The organism is Paraperibacillus esterisolvens (assembly GCF_046237625.1).
GTDB lineage: Bacteria > Bacillota > Bacilli > Bacillales > DSM-1321 > Paraperibacillus > Paraperibacillus esterisolvens.
Genome location: NZ_CP143545.1, coordinates 1919605 through 1938492, shown reverse-complemented (window position 1 = coordinate 1938492; position 18888 = coordinate 1919605). Strand labels below are relative to the sequence as shown.

21 protein-coding genes and 2 pseudogenes are annotated in these 18888 nt (G+C 35.9%); 6 read left to right on the top strand and 17 right to left on the bottom strand.

Annotation, left to right across the window (positions count from 1 at the left end):
• Positions 1 to 366 precede the first annotated feature (366 nt).
• Both V1501_RS09750 and V1501_RS09745 read left to right on the top strand, forming a co-directional pair.
• Positions 367 to 669 (top strand): hypothetical protein, encoded by a 303-nt coding sequence (locus V1501_RS09750; protein WP_409292910.1) that lies wholly within the window; start codon positions 367 to 369, stop codon positions 667 to 669.
• A 177-nt stretch (positions 670 to 846) separates the two neighbouring features.
• The gene (locus V1501_RS09745; protein ID WP_409292908.1) at positions 847 to 1671 is read left to right on the top strand and encodes an STAS domain-containing protein; all 825 of its coding nucleotides are present in this window, start codon (positions 847 to 849) and stop codon (positions 1669 to 1671) included.
• A 780-nt stretch (positions 1672 to 2451) separates the two neighbouring features.
• Here the strand turns inward: V1501_RS09745 and V1501_RS09740 are convergent.
• Positions 2452 to 2910, bottom strand: a pseudogene (locus tag V1501_RS09740) (SMI1/KNR4 family protein); the annotation flags it as partial.
• A gap of 76 nt (positions 2911 to 2986) precedes the next feature.
• Here V1501_RS09740 and V1501_RS09735 point away from each other — a divergent pair.
• Positions 2987 to 3226, top strand: a pseudogene (locus tag V1501_RS09735) (IS1595 family transposase); the annotation flags it as partial.
• Between the two features lie 434 nt (positions 3227 to 3660).
• Here V1501_RS09735 and V1501_RS09730 read toward each other — a convergent pair.
• A complete protein-coding gene (locus tag V1501_RS09730) occupies positions 3661 to 3909 on the bottom strand; it encodes a hypothetical protein (protein ID WP_409292907.1) in 249 nt (82 codons plus the stop codon).
• Between the two features lie 346 nt (positions 3910 to 4255).
• On the opposite strand from V1501_RS09730, the gene V1501_RS09725 reads away from it, so the two are divergent.
• Positions 4256 to 4678, top strand: coding sequence for a hypothetical protein (locus V1501_RS09725; protein WP_409292905.1), 423 nt, complete (start codon positions 4256 to 4258; stop codon positions 4676 to 4678).
• A 228-nt stretch (positions 4679 to 4906) separates the two neighbouring features.
• On the opposite strand, the gene V1501_RS09720 is transcribed toward V1501_RS09725, so the two are convergent.
• The 9 genes from V1501_RS09720 to V1501_RS09680 form a co-directional block, all read right to left on the bottom strand.
• Entirely contained in the window at positions 4907 to 5260 is a 354-nt protein-coding gene (locus V1501_RS09720; protein WP_409292904.1) for a VOC family protein, read from the bottom strand.
• 327 nt (positions 5261 to 5587) lie between these two features.
• Positions 5588 to 6592, bottom strand: coding sequence for a serine hydrolase domain-containing protein (locus V1501_RS09715; protein ID WP_409292903.1), 1005 nt, complete (start codon positions 6590 to 6592; stop codon positions 5588 to 5590).
• A 422-nt stretch (positions 6593 to 7014) separates the two neighbouring features.
• The gene (locus tag V1501_RS09710; protein WP_409292901.1) at positions 7015 to 7608 is read right to left on the bottom strand and encodes a histidine phosphatase family protein; all 594 of its coding nucleotides are present in this window, start codon (positions 7606 to 7608) and stop codon (positions 7015 to 7017) included.
• Positions 7609 to 8003: 395 nt separating this feature from the next.
• Positions 8004 to 8654: a Type 1 glutamine amidotransferase-like domain-containing protein gene (locus tag V1501_RS09705; RefSeq protein ID WP_409292900.1), complete on the bottom strand. Its 651-nt coding sequence runs from the start codon at positions 8652 to 8654 to the stop codon at positions 8004 to 8006.
• 10 nt (positions 8655 to 8664) lie between these two features.
• On the bottom strand, positions 8665 to 9309 hold the full coding sequence (locus V1501_RS09700) for an alpha/beta hydrolase family protein (protein ID WP_409292899.1): 645 nt from the start codon (positions 9307 to 9309) through the stop codon (positions 8665 to 8667).
• A gap of 168 nt (positions 9310 to 9477) precedes the next feature.
• The gene (locus V1501_RS09695) at positions 9478 to 9744 is read right to left on the bottom strand and encodes a hypothetical protein (RefSeq protein ID WP_409292897.1); all 267 of its coding nucleotides are present in this window, start codon (positions 9742 to 9744) and stop codon (positions 9478 to 9480) included.
• Between the two features lie 8 nt (positions 9745 to 9752).
• Positions 9753 to 10313, bottom strand: a complete 561-nt coding sequence (locus V1501_RS09690) for an SDR family NAD(P)-dependent oxidoreductase (RefSeq protein ID WP_409292896.1) — start codon at positions 10311 to 10313, stop codon at positions 9753 to 9755.
• Entirely contained in the window at positions 10310 to 11032 is a 723-nt protein-coding gene (locus tag V1501_RS09685; RefSeq protein ID WP_409292894.1) for a nucleotidyltransferase domain-containing protein, read from the bottom strand. The genes V1501_RS09690 and V1501_RS09685 overlap by 4 nt, the downstream gene beginning before the upstream one ends.
• 180 nt (positions 11033 to 11212) lie before the next feature.
• The gene (locus V1501_RS09680) at positions 11213 to 11806 is read right to left on the bottom strand and encodes a nucleotidyltransferase family protein (RefSeq protein ID WP_409292893.1); all 594 of its coding nucleotides are present in this window, start codon (positions 11804 to 11806) and stop codon (positions 11213 to 11215) included.
• Positions 11807 to 12025: 219 nt separating this feature from the next.
• Between V1501_RS09680 and V1501_RS09675 the strand changes: the two genes are divergently transcribed.
• A complete protein-coding gene (locus V1501_RS09675) occupies positions 12026 to 12862 on the top strand; it encodes a hypothetical protein (RefSeq protein ID WP_409292892.1) in 837 nt (278 codons plus the stop codon).
• Positions 12863 to 13086: 224 nt separating this feature from the next.
• Here V1501_RS09675 and V1501_RS09670 read toward each other — a convergent pair whose 3' ends face one another.
• The 3 genes from V1501_RS09670 to V1501_RS09660 all read right to left on the bottom strand — a co-directional run bounded on the left by V1501_RS09670 (position 13087) and on the right by V1501_RS09660 (position 14891).
• Complete coding sequence (locus tag V1501_RS09670) at positions 13087 to 13470, bottom strand: 3-deoxy-8-phosphooctulonate synthase (protein WP_409292891.1); 384 nt, start codon at positions 13468 to 13470, stop codon at positions 13087 to 13089.
• A 435-nt stretch (positions 13471 to 13905) separates the two neighbouring features.
• Entirely contained in the window at positions 13906 to 14304 is a 399-nt protein-coding gene (locus tag V1501_RS09665) for a VOC family protein (RefSeq protein ID WP_409292890.1), read from the bottom strand.
• A gap of 170 nt (positions 14305 to 14474) precedes the next feature.
• Positions 14475 to 14891, bottom strand: a complete 417-nt coding sequence (locus tag V1501_RS09660) for a VOC family protein (RefSeq protein WP_409292888.1) — start codon at positions 14889 to 14891, stop codon at positions 14475 to 14477.
• A 252-nt stretch (positions 14892 to 15143) separates the two neighbouring features.
• Here V1501_RS09660 and V1501_RS09655 point away from each other — a divergent pair, with 252 nt between their 5' ends.
• On the top strand, positions 15144 to 15509 hold the full coding sequence (locus tag V1501_RS09655) for a DUF4181 domain-containing protein (protein WP_409292887.1): 366 nt from the start codon (positions 15144 to 15146) through the stop codon (positions 15507 to 15509).
• Between the two features lie 118 nt (positions 15510 to 15627).
• On the opposite strand, the gene V1501_RS09650 is transcribed toward V1501_RS09655, so the two are convergent.
• The 3 genes from V1501_RS09650 to V1501_RS09640 all read right to left on the bottom strand — a co-directional run bounded on the left by V1501_RS09650 (position 15628) and on the right by V1501_RS09640 (position 18771).
• Positions 15628 to 16188 carry a GNAT family N-acetyltransferase gene (locus tag V1501_RS09650; RefSeq protein WP_409292886.1) on the bottom strand — a complete coding sequence of 187 codons (561 nt, stop codon included), beginning with the start codon at positions 16186 to 16188 and terminating at the stop codon, positions 15628 to 15630.
• Between the two features lie 339 nt (positions 16189 to 16527).
• Positions 16528 to 18090 (bottom strand): diguanylate cyclase, encoded by a 1563-nt coding sequence (locus V1501_RS09645; RefSeq protein ID WP_409292884.1) that lies wholly within the window; start codon positions 18088 to 18090, stop codon positions 16528 to 16530.
• A 429-nt stretch (positions 18091 to 18519) separates the two neighbouring features.
• Positions 18520 to 18771 carry a hypothetical protein gene (locus tag V1501_RS09640; protein WP_409292883.1) on the bottom strand — a complete coding sequence of 84 codons (252 nt, stop codon included), beginning with the start codon at positions 18769 to 18771 and terminating at the stop codon, positions 18520 to 18522.
• Positions 18772 to 18888 lie beyond the last annotated feature (117 nt).

Below are 18888 nucleotides of genomic sequence, written 5' to 3'. Positions count from 1 at the left end.
CCTCTATTGATGTAATTGTCCCAAGAGAAAAGCTGACACAGTAAAAAGAGCACCCACAGTAACCCTCCTCTTATTAACTAAGTCCAACAAGTAAAACAACCTAAATTGCTTGCTTGTGTCTGTGTATACAGATGGAAAAAATTATTATTTAGACAAAAATCAAGATAACTGTAATTACCGGCTTTATGGTCGTTTCCCTTTTAATGGTTAATTGGATTGTTTAAATACACTGAAAAATTAGATGATGTAATTTTTCAAAGATTAACGGGACTTACCTTTAAACGAATCTCTTTACTTCCCGACTTTATGTTTCTTGAGTTAATCCTTCAAGCTGCCTGGGTAGATTTAAAATAAGGAGGGTATATCATGGAACAAATGGAACATAAAATCATCAAAAAATATCGAGTGTGGATATTACTTATCTTCATTTTTATCATTCTTTCACTAATTTTCACAATGCTTGTTAAAGATTTTGATGTATTAGGGTTTCCTTTTAGTGCGCTATTAATTTTCCTTGGATTCAGTCTTGGCATAGTTGGTTTTATCTTCCGAGCAGTTCAGTTTTGGAGGAGAGACAACAATCTAATGGCAATCCTATTCATAATAGCTGCAATTTTGTACAGTATCCCCCTCTTTTTCCTTATTAAATTCATTCTACAAGAGATTTAAATGGAATCATTTTTGTTTTTCTTATAAAGAATAGTCGCGAATTAAAACCTGCAGAAAATACAATTAAAAACACTATTAAAAAATACCAGCGCCTTTTTACTTCAGGATCTCTATCCTTAAGCACCTTAATTAATACCTTTTCTAATATAGAAGGGTAGATTAAAGGGAGGGAATCGTTTGAATTATTCACTAAGTACGGAGACCAAGAATGTCCTAAATGCAATTGGGGAGAACATCTTTATTGCCGATGGAAATTTCGATATCGTCTGGATAAATGAATACTCCGAACGCCTGATTCAGCGACTAAGCAAGTATATTCCTATAAAGAGCGCAGAAGACATAATTGGAAAGAACATTAACATGTTCCACCAGAACGTCTCTAAACAGCGACGTATTTTACAAGGTGCGCTTCCACATGAAACCACCATCAATTTATTCAATGAGCTTACCGCAAGCATTGTAATTAAGAAATTCATGAACGGTGATAACGAGCAAGGCTATATGCTAACTTGGAAAGATGTTACGGATTATGAAACAGAGAAGAAAGAGAAGGAAGCTGAATTCAGGCAGAAGATGCGAGAGTATCAGAAGCATTTAGAGGAAGTGGCTTCTAATTTAATTTCTCTTTCAAGCACAGTCGGTCTCTTTGCGATGATGCCGACGCCATTTGGGATGGATACTGACCGGTTCGAGGAAATTGGAATTAGATTCATTGAAAATGCGCAGAAACTGAATCTTAAATACCTAATTGTAGACGTCTCCAAAATGACAAGTATCGGATTGGTGACTACTGTGCCTATGTTCAAGACCTTGGTAGACAGCATGCATATGTCTGGGATTAAGGTGGTTTTATCTGGGGTTGGACCGGAAGTAGCAAGGCAGTTGGTTCATTCAGGTGTCCGGTTCGATTCAACTAAATCATTTGGGAAATTGGAACAAGCCGTAAATTATGTCAATGGAATATTGGATCTTGGATGGAGTGACCTAACCAAACGCAGCTGAACATTTTTCCCTTTCCCAAAAATATAAAACGAACAGTACACCAGAAACGAAATCCGCTTGCGCAGCGCCTAATAGGAATTAGTCTTTTTTCATCTTTTCAGGATGTAAATTTATTTAACAGTGATGCTTTAGTTTATAATTATTAAAATTCTTTGCGTGATAATCATTTAATTCACTCATATTCTTAAATTGAAGCCAGCCACCATCTTGTTTTAGAAAATTAATACCTTTTAACTTTGTTTCCTTTTTCCTTAAGGCATATATGCAGGCTGCTACTTGATGAACTGTACAAGTTTTTGTAGGTATATCTATATTAAGCCAAAAAATTCTAACCACCTCTTTCCTATTATGTATTGTCCAATTAAAAAAATATTAAAAAATATCCCAATGGCTGGAATCTCTATGATAAAGACGCATAATGCATGAAACTTTTTATGGCCATTCAGCGGTCATACACTTAAGTTATAGCATTGGTGCATAGACGCTCAGCTCTTCGTCTTCAAGAAGGATGCTGGGAATATTGTATTTTGATTCAGAGGACAATATGTCTTTAAAATGCGTTGCGTATAAAGCTCCGATTTCCCTTAGATTTTCATCATCTTGATCTAAAAGTCTGAATAAAAGTTGTTCGATGCTCGGTATATTTTCTTTTTTTCGATGAGAGTAAAAATAAATAAGAACAGATATAATCGTATCTGCTTCAGTTGATGCGACCGCATTTGAAATCTTTTCTTGTGACCAGTCATCTTTCACTATATTCCCTTCATCTATCACTGCTTCTTCCTCACTGTCAGGATATATGGTCAACCCATCTAAGAACTCATCAAAAGAGTCAGCCAGGACAATGATTTGTTCTCCCTCAAGGTCTATGTAGATTATAGTGGGATTGATTTTCCTTTCTCGATAATCCATTGCAATCCAGCTGTGTCCATCTCCAGAAATTAAGACCAGGTTATTGGGCAGCCCCCATTCCTGGATGTAATAAGCACTATCCAATGTACCTTCAACACCAATTCCTTTTATATGGTTTACACTGACATGATCATCCGCCCATGAAGTTGGAATATTGGTTGGAAAGCAATTAATAATGAGACTGCCTCCATTTTGTTCTTTAAGGATAGTAATATAAGATTCTAGTAATTTAACTTGCAGTTGTTCTTCTGCCTTTTTTACCATCTCATCAGTAAGGGGATCTAATGTAAAATAGTCATTATCTTTTTCCCAAATACTTCTTTCCAAAAAATCACCTCTTATATTCTTTTTTATATTTTCAATCTGTATATCGGTCCGGAAGACGTATGTTTCATAAGGACCACAGAAATCTACCTATTCAAAAGTAATTGGTCAGGGTCGTATCGTTAAATCACGCCTAGAAGGAGCAATAGGGTCCAAAATTACCGATTCTAATGTTCTTTGTACCGATGCGTGGAGAGCTTTTAAGACATTTGATTCTGAAAAAGGAATAGAACATTTTCGTTTCAAATCGGATGGAAAGGAACGAGTAAAAGGTCTTTTTCATATCCAAAACGTAAATAATTATCATAGGCGTCTAAAAGTTTTGGTCTTCTCTATTTTCTTAACAATATTGTTTATATTTCTCTGGCATCTAATAGACTACGTTTCGATGTTAAGTTACGGAGTAATTGTCGTCAGAATAATAGATTCTTCTTTAATTAGTTTATTATTAATATCTTTATTCTTAAAATATCGTCAAAGAAAGAATAGCCAATAAATTAAAGATAATAAGGACTTCCCCTAGAGGGATTCCTTATTTTGATTAACTATCAACATAATTCTTTAACATAGCCTTCAAAAAAAAGCTGTATTGACCAGGCTCTTTTTTTATTTAGTTATAATAAAACTGTCTTCTATTTTCCCTACATGTTTATCAGTTAAGTAAGGGTTCCAACTAATCTGTATGTATCTGTTGGCTTTACCTCCTTAAAGGAATATTCAACTACTTTTGTGCCCTCACCTTTATAAGAAGTATTAATATAGTTTATATCTACTTTTTTCGGTACCTTTACCTTCAATTTGATAATCATCAGTATCCATTCCATATGCAGTAAAAGCTAATTGATAGTAGCCCTTTACATGATCGGTCATGGTAAAAACATTAGTTCCAGTACCGCCCTCGAAATCAGCAGTATATGAAATTTCCCCTTCCTCCTTTTGATTGCATCCTGTTACAAGGATCAACAATATGCTGGTTAACCATATTGCTTTCGCTAAGTTCATATCCGGTCCTCATTTCTTTTAATTACAATCGAGTGCTGCTGCAGTCCTATATTAAAAACGCCGGCCTCTTAGCAGCTGACCTACAAATTTACACCACTATTTAAAGTCAAATTAATGTTTATGTTGTATGTTAAGTCTGTCTTATTTGCATGGATGTAAGCATACCTGGGAAGTACAGTTAATTCTATTGCTTGCGTATTTTTGGATGGTTTCTTTGGTGTGCAAAAAATTGAATTTAGCCGGCAAGTTATTTAAGGGCTTATGTTAAAATTAGATTAATGGAAATAATCTTGTTTAACTAACGGGGCAGGTTAGTTTAACAAGGTAATAATAGGTGGGTGAAAATATGGAAAATTCGTGGGAAGGTTTTTTAGACATACTAGAATTAGATCAAAGTGTCAGACTAAAAGCTAATTTCCAGATATTAATGGATTTTCCGAATGGTAATCCCACTAAATCCATGTTGTTGATTTTATTCGACCAAATTGAAAAAATTTATGGTAAGAAGAGATACACAATCCTTTGGTTTAATAATGGTAGAACTCTTTATTCAAAGATTATTAGTAAAGACAGTTTGGATTTTTTACTGAATTTATGGTGTGAAATAGCAGGAAATTATTTATTATTTTTACCAGATGAGGTTGATATTAAAAGTACAAAAATTGAAGACGAGGAAATATTCATTGGAAAGTGTTTAGAAAAATACTCTCATTTAATTCTAAAAACCGAAGATGCGTATGTAGTATTATATCTTTCTTTAAAAAAATGATTTTTTCTTTATTAAACTTAGGGTGCTTTAGGATTCTACCAAACATCCTTTTATATAATTTCTTCATATAAATACTCCTTTAGGCTTTATAAAAGATTTATAGTGACTATTACTAGTCCCCCCAGATCTTCAAGTTTTCAGCAGCGATTGGACTTTCGCGAATAACTGCCTTATTTTCAGTATTACTGCCGCAGCAGCCAAACAATCTTAAACTAACGCACCCTTAAGTTAGATAGTTGTATGTTCTGCAATTTCAAAAACATTTCCAAAGGGATCTTGAAAAGCGGCATAACGATCTTCTGTTGGTGTCCCGTGTAAAAATTTTATGCCCTTCGATTTCATTTCATAAAACATTTGTTCAACAGATTCAACCTCGAACACTAAAACAGTTCTAGCCTCGTTTGAATAATCTCCAACATGTCCATTTTTTTCACACTTAAACGCAACAAGTTGTGTACCTTCTAACTGGAAAATTAATTTATTCTCCTTCTCTAGTATTAATGGCATCTCTAGTAGATTAGAATAAAACCTCTTTGCTTCTTGGAGGTCTGAAACAAATACCATCACACTTCCTAACTTCATCTAGTATTCCTCCCCTTAACTTTGTATGATTTCTCTTCCTTTTCATCCAACTCTTTCACATCTGCCCTTAGCTTCTAATAGTAATTTACATATTAATCTGTACTTTCCTTCTAGATTCAATAAATCTGACAGTTAATCAAATAAGAAAAATCCGTCCAGTTATAGCCAGATCTATAGCTCTCGCAATAAATTAGTTTTCTATAAAGTTATGCATATGTCCTTTTTAATGTATCCTGTTGATTAGAGAAATAAAAAATGACTGCCATAGCAGCCATTTCTAATTAAACTAACGCACCCGCTAGTTTTTGTATAATTTTTCACATTTTTTTACTTACGAAAAGTATCAGCTACTAAATTACTGAATTCTCTTAGGTAGTATAGGTAGTTTTCTTCACCATAGTTATATCGTTTGTTATACATCTTAGCAACGACCAATTTGTATTTAGGAATGATAAGGAGAGTTGGACCCGTTACCCCCAATATTTGATAAGATTCTTCTGGGACCCTATCCCCAAGCTCGCTGGAGGCGGCTGGAGTTCCTTGTACATACCAAAACAAACCATTTTGAGGAAATTTATTATTATCGTAAAAAGGGCTTTGAACTTGTGTGGCAATTTCAACGACTTCTCTTGGAACAATTTGTTTTCCCTTTGCAAACCCTTTGTTTAAATGAAGATTGCCCCATTGTGCAAACTCCCGAGCAGAAGTATGTAAGTTTGATTCCGTTCCATCAGCATAACTCCCCAGCTTAACTGAACCCTCTTCATCTGGATCAACAATTTGACTAACTAATGAATCATTCTCTTTCGTTTGCCAGGCTGTTTCCTTGAAACCTAAAGGTGAAAATACCCTTTCTTCTAAAAGGGCTGGAAAACTCATATTAAATAGACGATTTACCAATCTGGTCATCATTAGCACATTGACCCCTCTATAAGCCCAACCTTGACCTGGTTCAAACTCTCGAAAAATAGTACCATCCTCATTTTCGTGTAACCCATGTGAGTGAGTGACTAAATGCCGTATTGTTGTGCTTCCAAGCAATTGTTCATCCATTTCTCCGAAATAATCTATTGCATAGTCATCAAGGCTTTTGATTTTCCCTTCATAAAGAGCATAGGCAACCACTAAACCAAGGTAGCTCTTTCTTGCAGAAGCTACGTTAAATTGAGAGGATGGGGTAATTGGAGCTGAATCAGCAGAATTAGAATGATAACCATTATAGTGTTCCAATATTAATTCATCATCTTTTAGAATATATAATGATGAAGAACTACTCTTATTTTTTTCTTTTATTTCCTCTACCCAAGCAACTAAATTTTCAAGTTTCTCCACATATATTTCCCCTTAATTTTATAATTTATATGAAAAGGCATATTGTTATTTTTTACTAGATCGTAGAAATCCTTCTTTCATTTTAAACAGTTAGGTTCACTGTACAAAAGTCCATTAAATCAGTACAATAAGCCTGAACAAAATTAAAGTGATTTATGAGGTTCAATACACATAAATTTATTGAGTGAGAATTTACACAATAAGTTACACACTTTTTTCCATCTTACCCCTATACAGCCTCCCTAGACCTTACAGCCGCAATGGCTACAGAAGATTATAAAGTCCGGTCAAGAATGTCGAGGTTAAAACGATTTTTTGATTATTGGAGTGCTTTTCCCGGTAATGTTAAATTCCGATGGAGAAACACATAACCATGCCTAAAGTTAGCTGCTAATAGGATTGATATCAATTTTAGTAGTTTCTTATTCATGATAATCCCCCAAGTCTCCTTCCCACAATCTTGTGGCCTCTACCAATTCAAACCCGCTGAACTCTAATCTATATATATCTGGTTTTGAAGTCTGGTGTAAAAATTTTAAATCAAAACGGCTGTCATAATACCCCATCATCAAAGTCATAACAGCTCCGTGCGTACCAATTGCTATTTTCTCACCCTGATGTTTTTTAATTACATCTGTTAAAACATCAATAGCCCGTCTCTGGCAGTCTATATTGGATTCTCCACCTTTTAGAGCAAAGGTCGGATTTAAAAACGATTTCTTTAATAATGGAATTAAATTCTTATCAGGCAAACGCTGTTCTTCAGCAGAAAATACTTTTTCCTTAAGATTCTCATTAATTTGTACTTCTTGCCCTAAACGTTTAGCCAGCTCTTGGAGGGTCAGGATTGAACGGCTATAGGGACTTGAAACAATAACATTAACACCCTCAGCTTGCAATATATCAGTTACACGACAAGTGTCCCTTTTTCCTTTTTTAGTTAGCCCCCTTGTTCTTTCATTTCCCTCAGATTTCGGTGATTCGCCGTGCCTTACCATATATATATAAGTCCTCATAATCTCCCCCCGTTTTACCTAGTCCGAATTTTTCTTTATCACTACCTTATGTGATTGGAATAGGGATCATAAATGCCGCATATTAATAACGCAGCAATAACGAACATTACAACACATGCAACCAGGAGGACCTTTGCTGTTCTTTTCTTGCTTCCCATAAAATATTTCCAGTTATTCAACTTAATTAAATTCAGTCTTCAATTAAGCTGCTAGATGAGTGCAATTTGCGTTATGTAACTGAACCACCGTGTAACCACCTTCGTCCCAGCACCCTCAGGAGCTCCAGAAGATTACACCATAAAACTTTGTAACTTTAGGTGTAATTCAGACAGTTTGCAAGTTTACGCTGCCTATATATTAGAAGAAAATTAAGAACGTATAAGATGTTCTTGTCTTTACTTTAAAAAGGCATTTCCGTTATTTAAAATTTTCACGTCACCAACAAATTGAATATTGCCGTCTTCAACAATAAGTCCATCACCATCATTCACTGCATAAATTAAGGTACCAGTTGTTTGAGAGTATTGAAGTACTTGTTGCTTAAAATCCCCACTCCATCGATTGAAGTGCGGCAAGAATTCAAAGTCTGCAAAATGTAAGGTGTCCATTTTTTCATTGTTGAAAGAACCTGTAAACAGCTGAAATAATTTCGCTGATTTCCCTAATTGAACCGCTCCTCCACTGACACCAATGATGGTCCCATCTTTATTAAAGTAGTCCCATAATACTTTATTCATTTTGCGAAGTCTGATCGCATTTCTAAATTCTATTGGATTTCCTGCGGAAAGATGGATGATGTCACAACTTAATAATTCCCCAATCTTCGATGAATCAAATTCACTATAAAGATCAAAAAATATGATATTCTTTATCCCGTAATCGTGATAATACTGAACCTTTGCCTTAAAGTATTCCCTTTCCTTATCTTCCGTAGAGGGAATATAGCCAATCTTTATTTGGCTGGGTTCCATTCCGGCAAAATGATCCAATCTCAGATTACCAGGCGATTCTACTACTTGGTCACTATAAAAGAATAATCTCCCCACTTTCGTCCTCCTAAAATTGTTGAATCTCTTTAATTACACTTTTTAGCACATCAACAGAATCGACCGCATTATCGTCATACTCCAAGCTGTGATTAACATTTGGAATAACTATTGAGGTGATGTTTGGATTATCTATAATTTTTTTGTATCGTTCCTCGACATAGTACCGGTCTTTATCACCGATTATACACAGACCTTCATTCTGGCTTCTTGCCATGGTATTTAACAAATCGTCCCTATTTATCAGAGGGGTTAACCAGACAGCCTTAGCCTTTATTAAGTCCTTTCTATTCAATACTGAACCAATTGCCATAGTCCCAAGCGACTTTCCAATAACATAGCCATGGTTATATGATTTTAATGCCAATACAGAGTCCAGGACAGCATTCACATCAAATTGAATTACTTCCTGTATTTCATTCATACTGAATTTGTCATATATTTTATCGTTGTACCGGTAATTAACCTGTAAAACATCGAATCCCTTATTTAGGAATACTCCTGTTGCGTAATGAAACAGTGGGGCCTGTGCCGTATATCCAGCACCGGGCAATAGGATCGCTATACTTCTGGATTCTTCATTTTTACTTAGGATGGTAAATGGTATATGAATATCTCTGTATCCTTTGATTACGTCAGTTTGGATATTTATCATCCTGATACCTCCAGCATTTAGAACCAAACGGAATTCCTTAAATCTGGAAGTTCCGTTGGTATTATTATCTTATTGAACCAACGCCCCTATTTGATATTTCATAATCTTTCTCTGTATTAGGGATAAATTAATAATTACTAAAATTTCACACCAGTATCTGGAGACTGGTTATCCTTCAAATGGCAAAGGCTGAGTTCCATCGACATCGGTAAATCCATATTTTTTAGCCAGTTCAGCCACCATCTTTGTTTCTCCCGAAATATTACAAACCTTGGTGTCTGATGCCAATGCCACTACCGCACGGCCTACATACGCTGTTGTTTCGGTTGCTCCATCCTCTGATCCAAAACCTGAATCTATAACTCTTTCTGTCCTCATCCACCCCGGGCAGACAGCAACGGCTGAAACGTTGATGTCCTTTAATTCCTTTGCCATTCCTAGTGTCATTCGATTAATGCATTCATGGCTAAATCGTAATATAAATTACCTGAAATTTTGTCCTTGATAAAAAAGGTGATATTTACAATTAGTCCATTATTTTGTTTCGCCAGCAGGGGTACAGCGTATCGAGTAGTCAGCAAATAAGCCTGCGGGCCGGCAACCATCATTGCATCCCAATGCTCCAGTGGTCTTTCCCAGAAATGCCGTCCATCTCCTGATGGCAGAGAATCTTCGGATCCACCAAACACACTATTAACTAAAATATCAATTCGCCCGTGTTCCCTTTCAATTTGCTTAAACAGGTTTCTAACATCGTTGTCGCTAGTATGGTCACATCGTATTGCGATGCCTTTCCCCCCTCGTGATGTGACACCATCTGCAGTTTCCTCAATGGTTTCCGGTCGGTTATCGGTTGCAGCTCCCTTTACACTCCGGCCTGTCACATACACTGTCGCTCCAGCACTGCCTAGTTGGAAAGCAATTCCCCTACCCGCTCCACGGGATGCTCCTGTAACAACAGCAATTTTTCCTAGTAATGGTTTTCGGTTATCTTTGGCTTTCATAAAACCCTCCCTGATCCTTTTCCTTTTTGGAGAAACCCTTCGAATAGTAAACCTCCCACAGGCTCATATACTTGATTTGCAAATTGTATAAATGGCAGTTTGTCATTATTCCAGTAAAACGAATTCATAGAACTAAAGAAATCTTCATATACCTGATGATCAAAAGAGCGTAATGCTTTTGTTAAATTTTTTCCCCGCCCAGACCAGCGTTGATTGTATCTTAAAATAAAATCTGCCACTTGAAGGGAAAGTGTATTTAACGTAATTAACGCTTCTTCATAATTGGTTGAGTCCGTAAAATCATCCAGAAGATCGTATATGTAATAGCGAGAAGAGGTAATGAATTCTGCTGTTAGAGGTACTGGTCCATTCGTTACATGCAGAAGTGCGTGTTCTTTCACCAATTTATATTGATTGCTGCTTTTTATTACTTTACCCTCAACAATCATACTACCCAAGACCGGTCTCCCTTTTCTTTTTTCATTTTCAAATTCCTCAAGGTACGACTCAAAATCGTGGACAAATACTTCAATTCGCCAGTTATAAAAATAAAAACTTTCCCTATAGCTGCCTGGAGTCTCCTGAAAAATGACAATATCTAAGTCTGATGTAGGTGTTTCTTCCCCTCTTGAAGCACTTCCGGCTAAAATGGCGAAGCTGCAATTAGGAAATGTATCATGAACGAACCTCTTTGCAGCCTCTAAACCTTGTTCTCTCATATAAACACTCCTTCATGAAATACGTTTTTTTATTTTATTACCCAATATTTTTAAAGATGGGGTATGTGGCTGCATCTTTATATTCGCCATGAATGAGTCAGTAGTTCCGCTTTGATACATCACTCTCAACCAGTTGTCTAAGAAATACGATTTTTCCTTTTATCGCAGGAGCCTGATTCTTTAAATCATCCTTTCGGAGTTTTGATTCTTTTTAATATGATGCACCGTTATTTGACTCCAAAGAGATTTCCAATTCTTTTTTAATAACCTTTCTTCATATATATTTACTAGTTTTCGGTCCTCTGTATAGTAAGGAGTCGGTTTAAGCTGCAGATGAAGAAGGTCATGTATTCCCCAGGGGGCTGCCAAAACCAGTTGATCTCTTTCATCGAGCTTCAATCCTAAGGCAGTGGCGGTTTCTGGAAACTTGGATATAGCGTCCACTGATGAAGAGAATGGCGGCAGATTATTTAATATATGCATTCTTGCCTGGTTTTTAACAGACCAGGGAATACGGGGAGATATCTCTCTAAGAAGATCCTCGTATTTTTTCTCTTCCATTTCATCTATATTTGCGGTATCAAAGTAAATGACATCTACATCCGGGGTAGAGGTCCTTTCAGCAAATCCGTGTAAGTTGTCCCATATCTTTGACCTCACGAACCCCGCACATATCCACCAATCCGGGAGGTTTAATGATTTAGCAACTCTAAGAACGTCCATCATCCAGGCATCTTCTTTTATTATGTTAAGAATATCTTGTTCATTTTTCATGAAGCCCCTCCTTCTTGCGAATTCCTTTTCCTCATTTTACCATAAATCTAAAGGGCATTTTGTAAACAAATAGATTGGGGCAAGGAAAACTTATACAATAAATTACACAGTTTTTGCACTAATATCCCTTGTGGAAGTAGGTACAGTGTGTTTTTCTTGGTAAGGATTTGGAGATTTTTGTTATAATTAACGAAATAAAAGGAGTTGGTATAAAAATGTGTGGGATTAGAAGCTAAACATAGGGAAAGAGATTGGGCATTACCAAAACATCGTGAAGACTTGCTAAATGCTATTGAGAAAGATCTATTAAACGATGAAAACATTAAAGGAGTTTTCTATGGAGGCTCGCTTGGAAACAAAAACACAGATTTATACTCTGATATTGACCTACGGATTGTAGTAAAAGATGAGTATTATGAAGAGTACCGATTAAACAAAAGACAGCGGGCAAAAAATTGGGGAAAGGTTTTGTTCTTTGAAGACTTCCCCTGGACAACTCATAGCATTGCTCATTACGATACTTTTCTTAAAGTAGACACATTCTATTATAAAGCTCATGATGTTAAGCCTTCAGTCTGGCTGCAAAACATTAAAATTGTTCGTGATACCGAGAGTTTCTTAAAAGGAGTATTAGAAAAATCTTCAAAGCTATCCTATTCACCAAATGTACAAGAAGTGGAAATTTGGAGAACCAAGTATTTTGCTTATGTACACGAAGCGTATCGAAGAGTTATAAGAAAGGAAATATACTATGCTCTTCATTGTCTTGATAATTTACGACTATCGATGGTCTCTGGTTGGTATATGGAAGCGGGAATTCAGCCAAACACCTTTGGTGATTGGGCAAAGCTGGAAGGCACCAGAAGTAAATTATCTGATAGGCAACTCCTACTCCTTAAACAATGGGACAGCAGTCGAGAATCAGACAACATTTTAACAGTTATAAAGCGTATCACGCCAGAGTTTTTGAAAGTCCATAAAAGTTTGTGCGGTAAATTAGAAATGGACGAAAATCCAAAATGGGTTGAAGAGATATTAAATATGGCACTTAGGTAAAGAAAAACGGGCAGCGAATTAGCTGTCTTCTTTTTTATATCGCACCTCCAAACTGGATCTGTTGCAGTTCTCGAGTCATCTGTTGACCTGGTGGTAAAATATCTTCTCTATCAATCCTTAGTATCAATAAAGATACCGTCTTAGTTAACGGAAAAAAAGCTGCTGAAGCAGCTCTTCTTGTTAAGCTAACGCACCCATTTGATTAAGTATATTTCTTCACCTAATCACTTCCCATGTTCTGCGTTGTTATAGGCTTCCTTAATCAAAGGAAGAACTGTTTTAAAATTAAATATTACATCATCAATGGTTTTAATCGGCTTCACAAATCCGACATTATAGACTCCCCACCTACCATCTTCTGGTTCGATGCAGGTACTTAGGTAAGGCTTTTCGCTTACAGCCCAAATTAATCCTGCTCTTGAACCATTCGGAGCCTGAACAAAGCCGTCTCCAAAAGTACAGCCTTCCTCTTCATCAAAATCAAAGTGATCGGATATTTCACCATAGATAAACCCATCAATTTCTGTCTCCATAATAAGGGGAGATTTATCATAAACCCTATTGCGAAACATTTGTCTTATTCGGTTTAAAATATTTATTTTCATCATCTTCCACATCCCATTAATTAAAGAAGAATATTTATTTCTCCTTAAAAAAAATCTTCTGAGAACCCATAGTAACAATAAAAAATAAAATAAAACTAAGTAAAAATCTAACTAATTGCGTCAATAACCAATCATCTGTAATATTTATGTCTTTTGTTATATCTATAATCACATACATAATAAAAAATCCGAAAAAGGTGTCTTTATTCAAAATATATCATCTGCCTCTCATAAAATTTCTTTTATCTATTTATCATAGCTTTTTGAACAAAACTGCCCTTTAGTGAAACCAAAAAGGCTGCATAAGCAGCCGATTGATATTCAACTAACATACCCATTTGTTTAGGTACAATATTTCACAAATCAAAAAAATGGAAGCTTTAAGATAAGAATAGGTAAAGTATACCTACGTGAGTCTATGAATTTTTCTTAATACATTCACAAAGAAAGATTTAACTGCCACGAAACTCCGAAGCGGTCATTTACCCAGCCAAACTTTTTACTGAAACTATAATTATTTAAAGGCATAAGTGCTTGTCCACCTTCAATAAGTTTCTCATAAAGATTATCAAGTTCACTTTCAGTACTGCAAGTAATAAAGATTGAGAAGGAAGGTGTAAAAGAGAATTGATGTTTTACATGACTGTCAATACACATAAATTCTTGCTCTTTCACGGTAAAAGCAGCCTGCATTACGGTGCCTTCTGGTCCAGCTTCATCAGCTCCATATCTAACGATGTTTGTAATTCGGGAATCCTCAAAGATGGAGGTATAAAAATTCATTGCTTCTTCTGCGTTGCCATCTTGAAACATTAAAAACGGTGTTACCTTTTCCATATTTACCCTCCTAATTTTATGTACTTAATTTATTATAGTTGATTTTCTTACTTCATTAAACAGCCCGTTCGTACAACAACAAAAGGCTGCCCAGGCAGCCAAATAATCTTCAACTACCGAACCCGTTAGTTTGTTTCTGTTTAAAACTCGTCACAATGGCAATCAAGCTCTCAGCCTTGCGGAATTTTACTCAAATCCATATATAAAACATTCCACCGATGACCGTCCGGATCGGCAAAACCGCATCCGTACATCCAGCCATCCTTTTCGCCCGGCTTGCTGAATACAATGCCTCCGGCACGCTCAGCTTTCAAGGCAAGCTCATCAACTTCATCCCTGGAGTTTGCCCCGAGAGAGAATAACACCTCAGTTCCTAGCTGCGAATTCGCCACAGAATTACCAGCAAAACCGCGGAATACGGTTTCTGGGAAGAGCATTATAACAACCTGATTGTCCCCGACAATCAAGCTGAATGCACCGTCTTGACTCACATAACGCTCATTCAATCGAAAACCGATCTGCATATAAAATTTCTTTGCCTGTTCTGGATCCCTTACTGGCAGGTTCAACCATAATTCTCCCGACATACCTAACATCCTCCTTGTATTGAGATTCAGTGCATTACATATCCCTTTATATATTCAATGCTGCATATAATCTTCCCTTCTAATTTGGTAATACAATCCTCATTAACTATCTTGACCGTTAGATCTAATAATTAAGTGAATTCAACAGCTACTACCCTCTCTATAAAGAACTGATTACTACACTGAATACCTTCTCTAACACTTAATACATGGTAAAATAAAGAAAATAACAGGTTAAAGCGGGGGATTTATGTGAAAGTGTTTTTAATTGTCGCCATTCTTATAGCAGCTATCTTCTTGTTGGAGAAATTCACTAACAAATGGCTGGGCGTCGAAAAGAAAAAACTGTCTGAAACTCCAGGAAAAAAGGTAGATTTCTGGGTAAGAGTTAGTATTACAGCTCTCTTCATATGTACGATACCGTTTCTGGTTAGTGGGGATGTATTCATCCCAAAATGGTATTGGATCGTTTATTTAACTGTTTTATTTGGTTCGCAGGTAATATTGGAACGAATCTATTTAAAGAACTCCAAACAATATATTTCTACACTAATTGGCCTTTTAATTGTTTTATTATTTATTTATTTTTTAGATCCCCTTTTGCATGTACTTTCGTAAATCTTCGACTAGCAGCAAAAGAGCGCAGCCTTGTTGGCTCGCTCTTTTTTCTCTTATTATTGTAATCTGGACCAGGCACATTAGATAATGGCTGCCTGAGCAATCTTTAGCTATTAAATTAACGTAACGGAACAGAGTTTGACTCTACCTGCTGCTTTTTGTTTTGTAAAACAGTAATGAAACCACCTAAAATATCATGGCTAACAACGAATCCTTTTCGTTTATAAAACTCTAAAGCATCATCATTTCCATTCGAAACGAAAATAAAATAATTGTGGACACCTGATTGATTCAACCAACTCATTGACATATTGAAAAGCTTTGAGCCAATCCCGTATTTTCTATACGCTCCGCTAATATAAAATTGGGATAGACAACCAACATTCTTTTCACTAATAGAAGAAATGTCAAAAAAAGTAGCAAAATCATTAGAATATGCTTCTTTGGGTGAGATATTCGAGTATGCATAGCCAACTATCTTTTCTTCAACTTTAGCAACAATTATGTGATTGTAAATAGCGTTCTTAATAGAAGGAATCATTCTTGTTTCAAAATTCATCCCGTCGAACAATTCAGGCTTTATTTTTGCCTTTGATTTTTGAAAGACCATGAGCTCATTACATAAATCTTTGCAATATTCAGCTTTCTCGATAGGTATGAGTTCATATTTTATATTCATGTTCTTCCCCCTCTATTTATTTTCTACTTAATTTGATATGAAGTATTTGTGATTCTAAGCTTATCATAAATCGAATAGTATCTTTTGGAAAGCAGGCACCTCTTAAAAATGGTATAGAAACCTCTAGTAACTATTGGAGGTTAAGAACCAAAAAATGAAATAGAAGGTATAAGTCAAAAGGTACTGACACAATAGTCTTATTCAAAGACCGGAATCCAAGAGAAAACAGGCATGATCCTTTGATTACCAAGGGATCACGCCTGTTTTCTGGTTCATTTACAAATGAAATATAAAACTCTTTTTGTTGCATTAGATCCTTCTAGCAAGTGAGTAAGGTCGCTAGCTTTTATTATTGTTTAAACGATTTGCAACAACTACTCTGTTTCTTCCCTCTTCTTTCGCTTTGTATAAAGCCTGGTCAGTCACTTTGAATAAATCTGAAAAATCACTTGCTGTAGTCGGCGAATTTCCAATTCCCATCGAAATCGTTATCGGCTTTCCTGTAGGACTAATTTTGGCCTCAGCTTTTTTCCTTATTCGTTCTGCAATCGTTTGAGCAAATGCTAGATCCGTTTCTGGGAGAACGATTAAAAATTCTTCTCCACCTATACGGAAACACAAATCACTTTCCCTGGTTTCTTTTTTAGCTAATTCGGACAAGTATATTAATACCTCATCCCCCACTTGATGTCCGAGTTGATCGTTTATCAATTTAAAACGGTCAATATCAAACAAAATGATGGAGTACATTTCTAAATGGCTAATCTTTTTTTCTAAAGAGCGGCGATTATAATAGCCAGTCAGTGGATCAAGATTTGATTCACTCTCCACGTACGTCAGTTTTTTTTCATAAAAATCAACATTTTTTAAAATAGCACGCTTTAATTCCTTTAACTCAAAATACCAGCCGGGAAAGCGCGGCACTGGTAATGACGGATCCAGTGTAATTTGTTTTGCGAAGAGGGCCAGCATTCTTATCGGATTTACAATTTTTTTCAGCATGGCAAATGTCATCACAAATACAAAAATCATGAAGGGAATGGCAATTAAGCTAACTTGCTTTGCCATTTCAATCGTTGGTTCCATAACGGCTTTTTTAGGTGTTTGGGAGACAATGCCCCATTTGCTTGCAGAAGAAGCGTAACCAGCCAGCATTGAAATACCTTGTGTATTACTAACTTCCATACTTCCGGTCTTCCCTTTCAACACTTGCTTCACGGCTTTGTTTTCTTTAGCGCTATCGTTAATTCTATCTTTATTTGGATGATAAATAATATTACCTTTAGAATCGACTACATATACATACGAATCATTTTCATGTTTTGGATGCTGGCCAAGAACTCTCGTTAGGCTGTTTTCTTCATGTAAACGGATGGTCCCGCCTATAAACCCTTTATATGACCCACTATCATCAAAAACAGGTACAGAAACAAGCAATATCAGCTTCCCCGTCACGGCTACATAAGGTTCCGATATTAAGGGTACTTTCTTTTTCAAGGCTTCCTTTGCACCGCTACTATTCAATATTGTACCCTCTAATTCCCTATTGGGTGCTGATGCAACGATACTTCCTGTTGGATCCACAAAAACTGCGGAATTAAAAAACGTAGTGGAATCTAGCATCTGTTTTACTTCCTCATATATTTCTTTTGAATCTGCGGTTGAAAATTCTACCTCTTCTGACTCCATGGTCAAGGTTTTAAACATATTTTCAAAAAGAGAATCCGTTGTACTAGCCAATTTTTGAGCGTAGTATTGATTCTCTATTAAATAATTCTTCTCCAGGTTGTTTTTACTAACTAAAATGCTTGAAATAGTACTTCCAACAAAGGTACCAATCATGGCAAAAGCCAGTAAGCTCAAAACAAGAAATTGTATACTTAATCTAATAGGTTTCTTCATACATCTTCACCAATCAATGGAAAATTGCCATTCATATTCTAAATAGCCCAATAAAATATACCATGTCTGTTATTAATCCAACAATGACCAAAAAGTAACAAAGTCAACAGTTTCTGAAAGCTTTTACTACGAAAAAATCGCTCCAGATTCTAAAGCCCGGGAGCATTTCCAATACAACATAAATGCATTATATTAATTAGGAAATTTTTATTTAATATTATTAAAATAAAACTGCCCAGTTAGCTGAAGAACAAAAAAGCTGATGTAGAAGCCAGCCCTCCTCCTTTAATTAATGCTCTCTTTTAGGCAAGGTGTTTTGGTAAAGATTCTTGCTATACCATAAAGTCTAAAACAAAGAAAACTCGCATTAGAAAATTGCGAGTTTTTGTCATTTATGGTTTTGCTTATTCAACTAAAGCACCCGTTAGTTTAATAAGAAGGTGAATAAATTCTCTCTGTATCAATATCGATAACAAAATCCACTTCTCTATCACTTTCACTTTCATAAGGGATTTGTTCAAAATTGTGAAGTCTGCATAACACATTAGGAAGGTCTTTTATTTCATACGTTAATTCTTTTGCTTGCAGATATTCTTGCTTTAACTGTTGTTTGGAACACTTTTTCCCAGTAAGTAGAACTTGAATTGAATAACCTTCGATTTCAATAATCAATATTATCACGACTGGATGCTAATCAGTCTTATAGCTTAGATTTTTGTTAAAGCACCCACATTTTAATATAATCCCTTGTTCCACTAACCTGCCACGTTAGTACAACAAGACAAACTGCCGCAGACT

What these genes read in the sequence shown, in the direction of transcription:
- V1501_RS09750 (WP_409292910.1), top strand. Translation starts at nt 367, where the DNA reads ATGGAACAAATGGAACATAAAATCATCAAAAAATATCGAGTGTGGATA.
- V1501_RS09730 (WP_409292907.1), bottom strand. Translation starts at nt 3,909, where the DNA reads ATGAACTTAGCGAAAGCAATATGGTTAACCAGCATATTGTTGATCCTT.
- V1501_RS09725 (WP_409292905.1), top strand. Translation starts at nt 4,256, where the DNA reads ATGGAAAATTCGTGGGAAGGTTTTTTAGACATACTAGAATTAGATCAA.
- V1501_RS09720 (WP_409292904.1), bottom strand. Translation starts at nt 5,260, where the DNA reads ATGAAGTTAGGAAGTGTGATGGTATTTGTTTCAGACCTCCAAGAAGCA.
- V1501_RS09710 (WP_409292901.1), bottom strand. Translation starts at nt 7,608, where the DNA reads ATGAGGACTTATATATATATGGTAAGGCACGGCGAATCACCGAAATCT.
- V1501_RS09700 (WP_409292899.1), bottom strand. Translation starts at nt 9,309, where the DNA reads ATGATAAATATCCAAACTGACGTAATCAAAGGATACAGAGATATTCAT.
- V1501_RS09695 (WP_409292897.1), bottom strand. Translation starts at nt 9,744, where the DNA reads ATGGCAAAGGAATTAAAGGACATCAACGTTTCAGCCGTTGCTGTCTGC.
- V1501_RS09690 (WP_409292896.1), bottom strand. Translation starts at nt 10,313, where the DNA reads ATGAAAGCCAAAGATAACCGAAAACCATTACTAGGAAAAATTGCTGTT.
- V1501_RS09685 (WP_409292894.1), bottom strand. Translation starts at nt 11,032, where the DNA reads ATGAGAGAACAAGGTTTAGAGGCTGCAAAGAGGTTCGTTCATGATACA.
- V1501_RS09680 (WP_409292893.1), bottom strand. Translation starts at nt 11,806, where the DNA reads ATGAAAAATGAACAAGATATTCTTAACATAATAAAAGAAGATGCCTGG.
- V1501_RS09670 (WP_409292891.1), bottom strand. Translation starts at nt 13,470, where the DNA reads ATGATGAAAATAAATATTTTAAACCGAATAAGACAAATGTTTCGCAAT.
- V1501_RS09665 (WP_409292890.1), bottom strand. Translation starts at nt 14,304, where the DNA reads ATGGAAAAGGTAACACCGTTTTTAATGTTTCAAGATGGCAACGCAGAA.
- V1501_RS09660 (WP_409292888.1), bottom strand. Translation starts at nt 14,891, where the DNA reads ATGTCGGGAGAATTATGGTTGAACCTGCCAGTAAGGGATCCAGAACAG.
- V1501_RS09650 (WP_409292886.1), bottom strand. Translation starts at nt 16,188, where the DNA reads ATGAATATAAAATATGAACTCATACCTATCGAGAAAGCTGAATATTGC.
- V1501_RS09645 (WP_409292884.1), bottom strand. Translation starts at nt 18,090, where the DNA reads ATGAAGAAACCTATTAGATTAAGTATACAATTTCTTGTTTTGAGCTTA.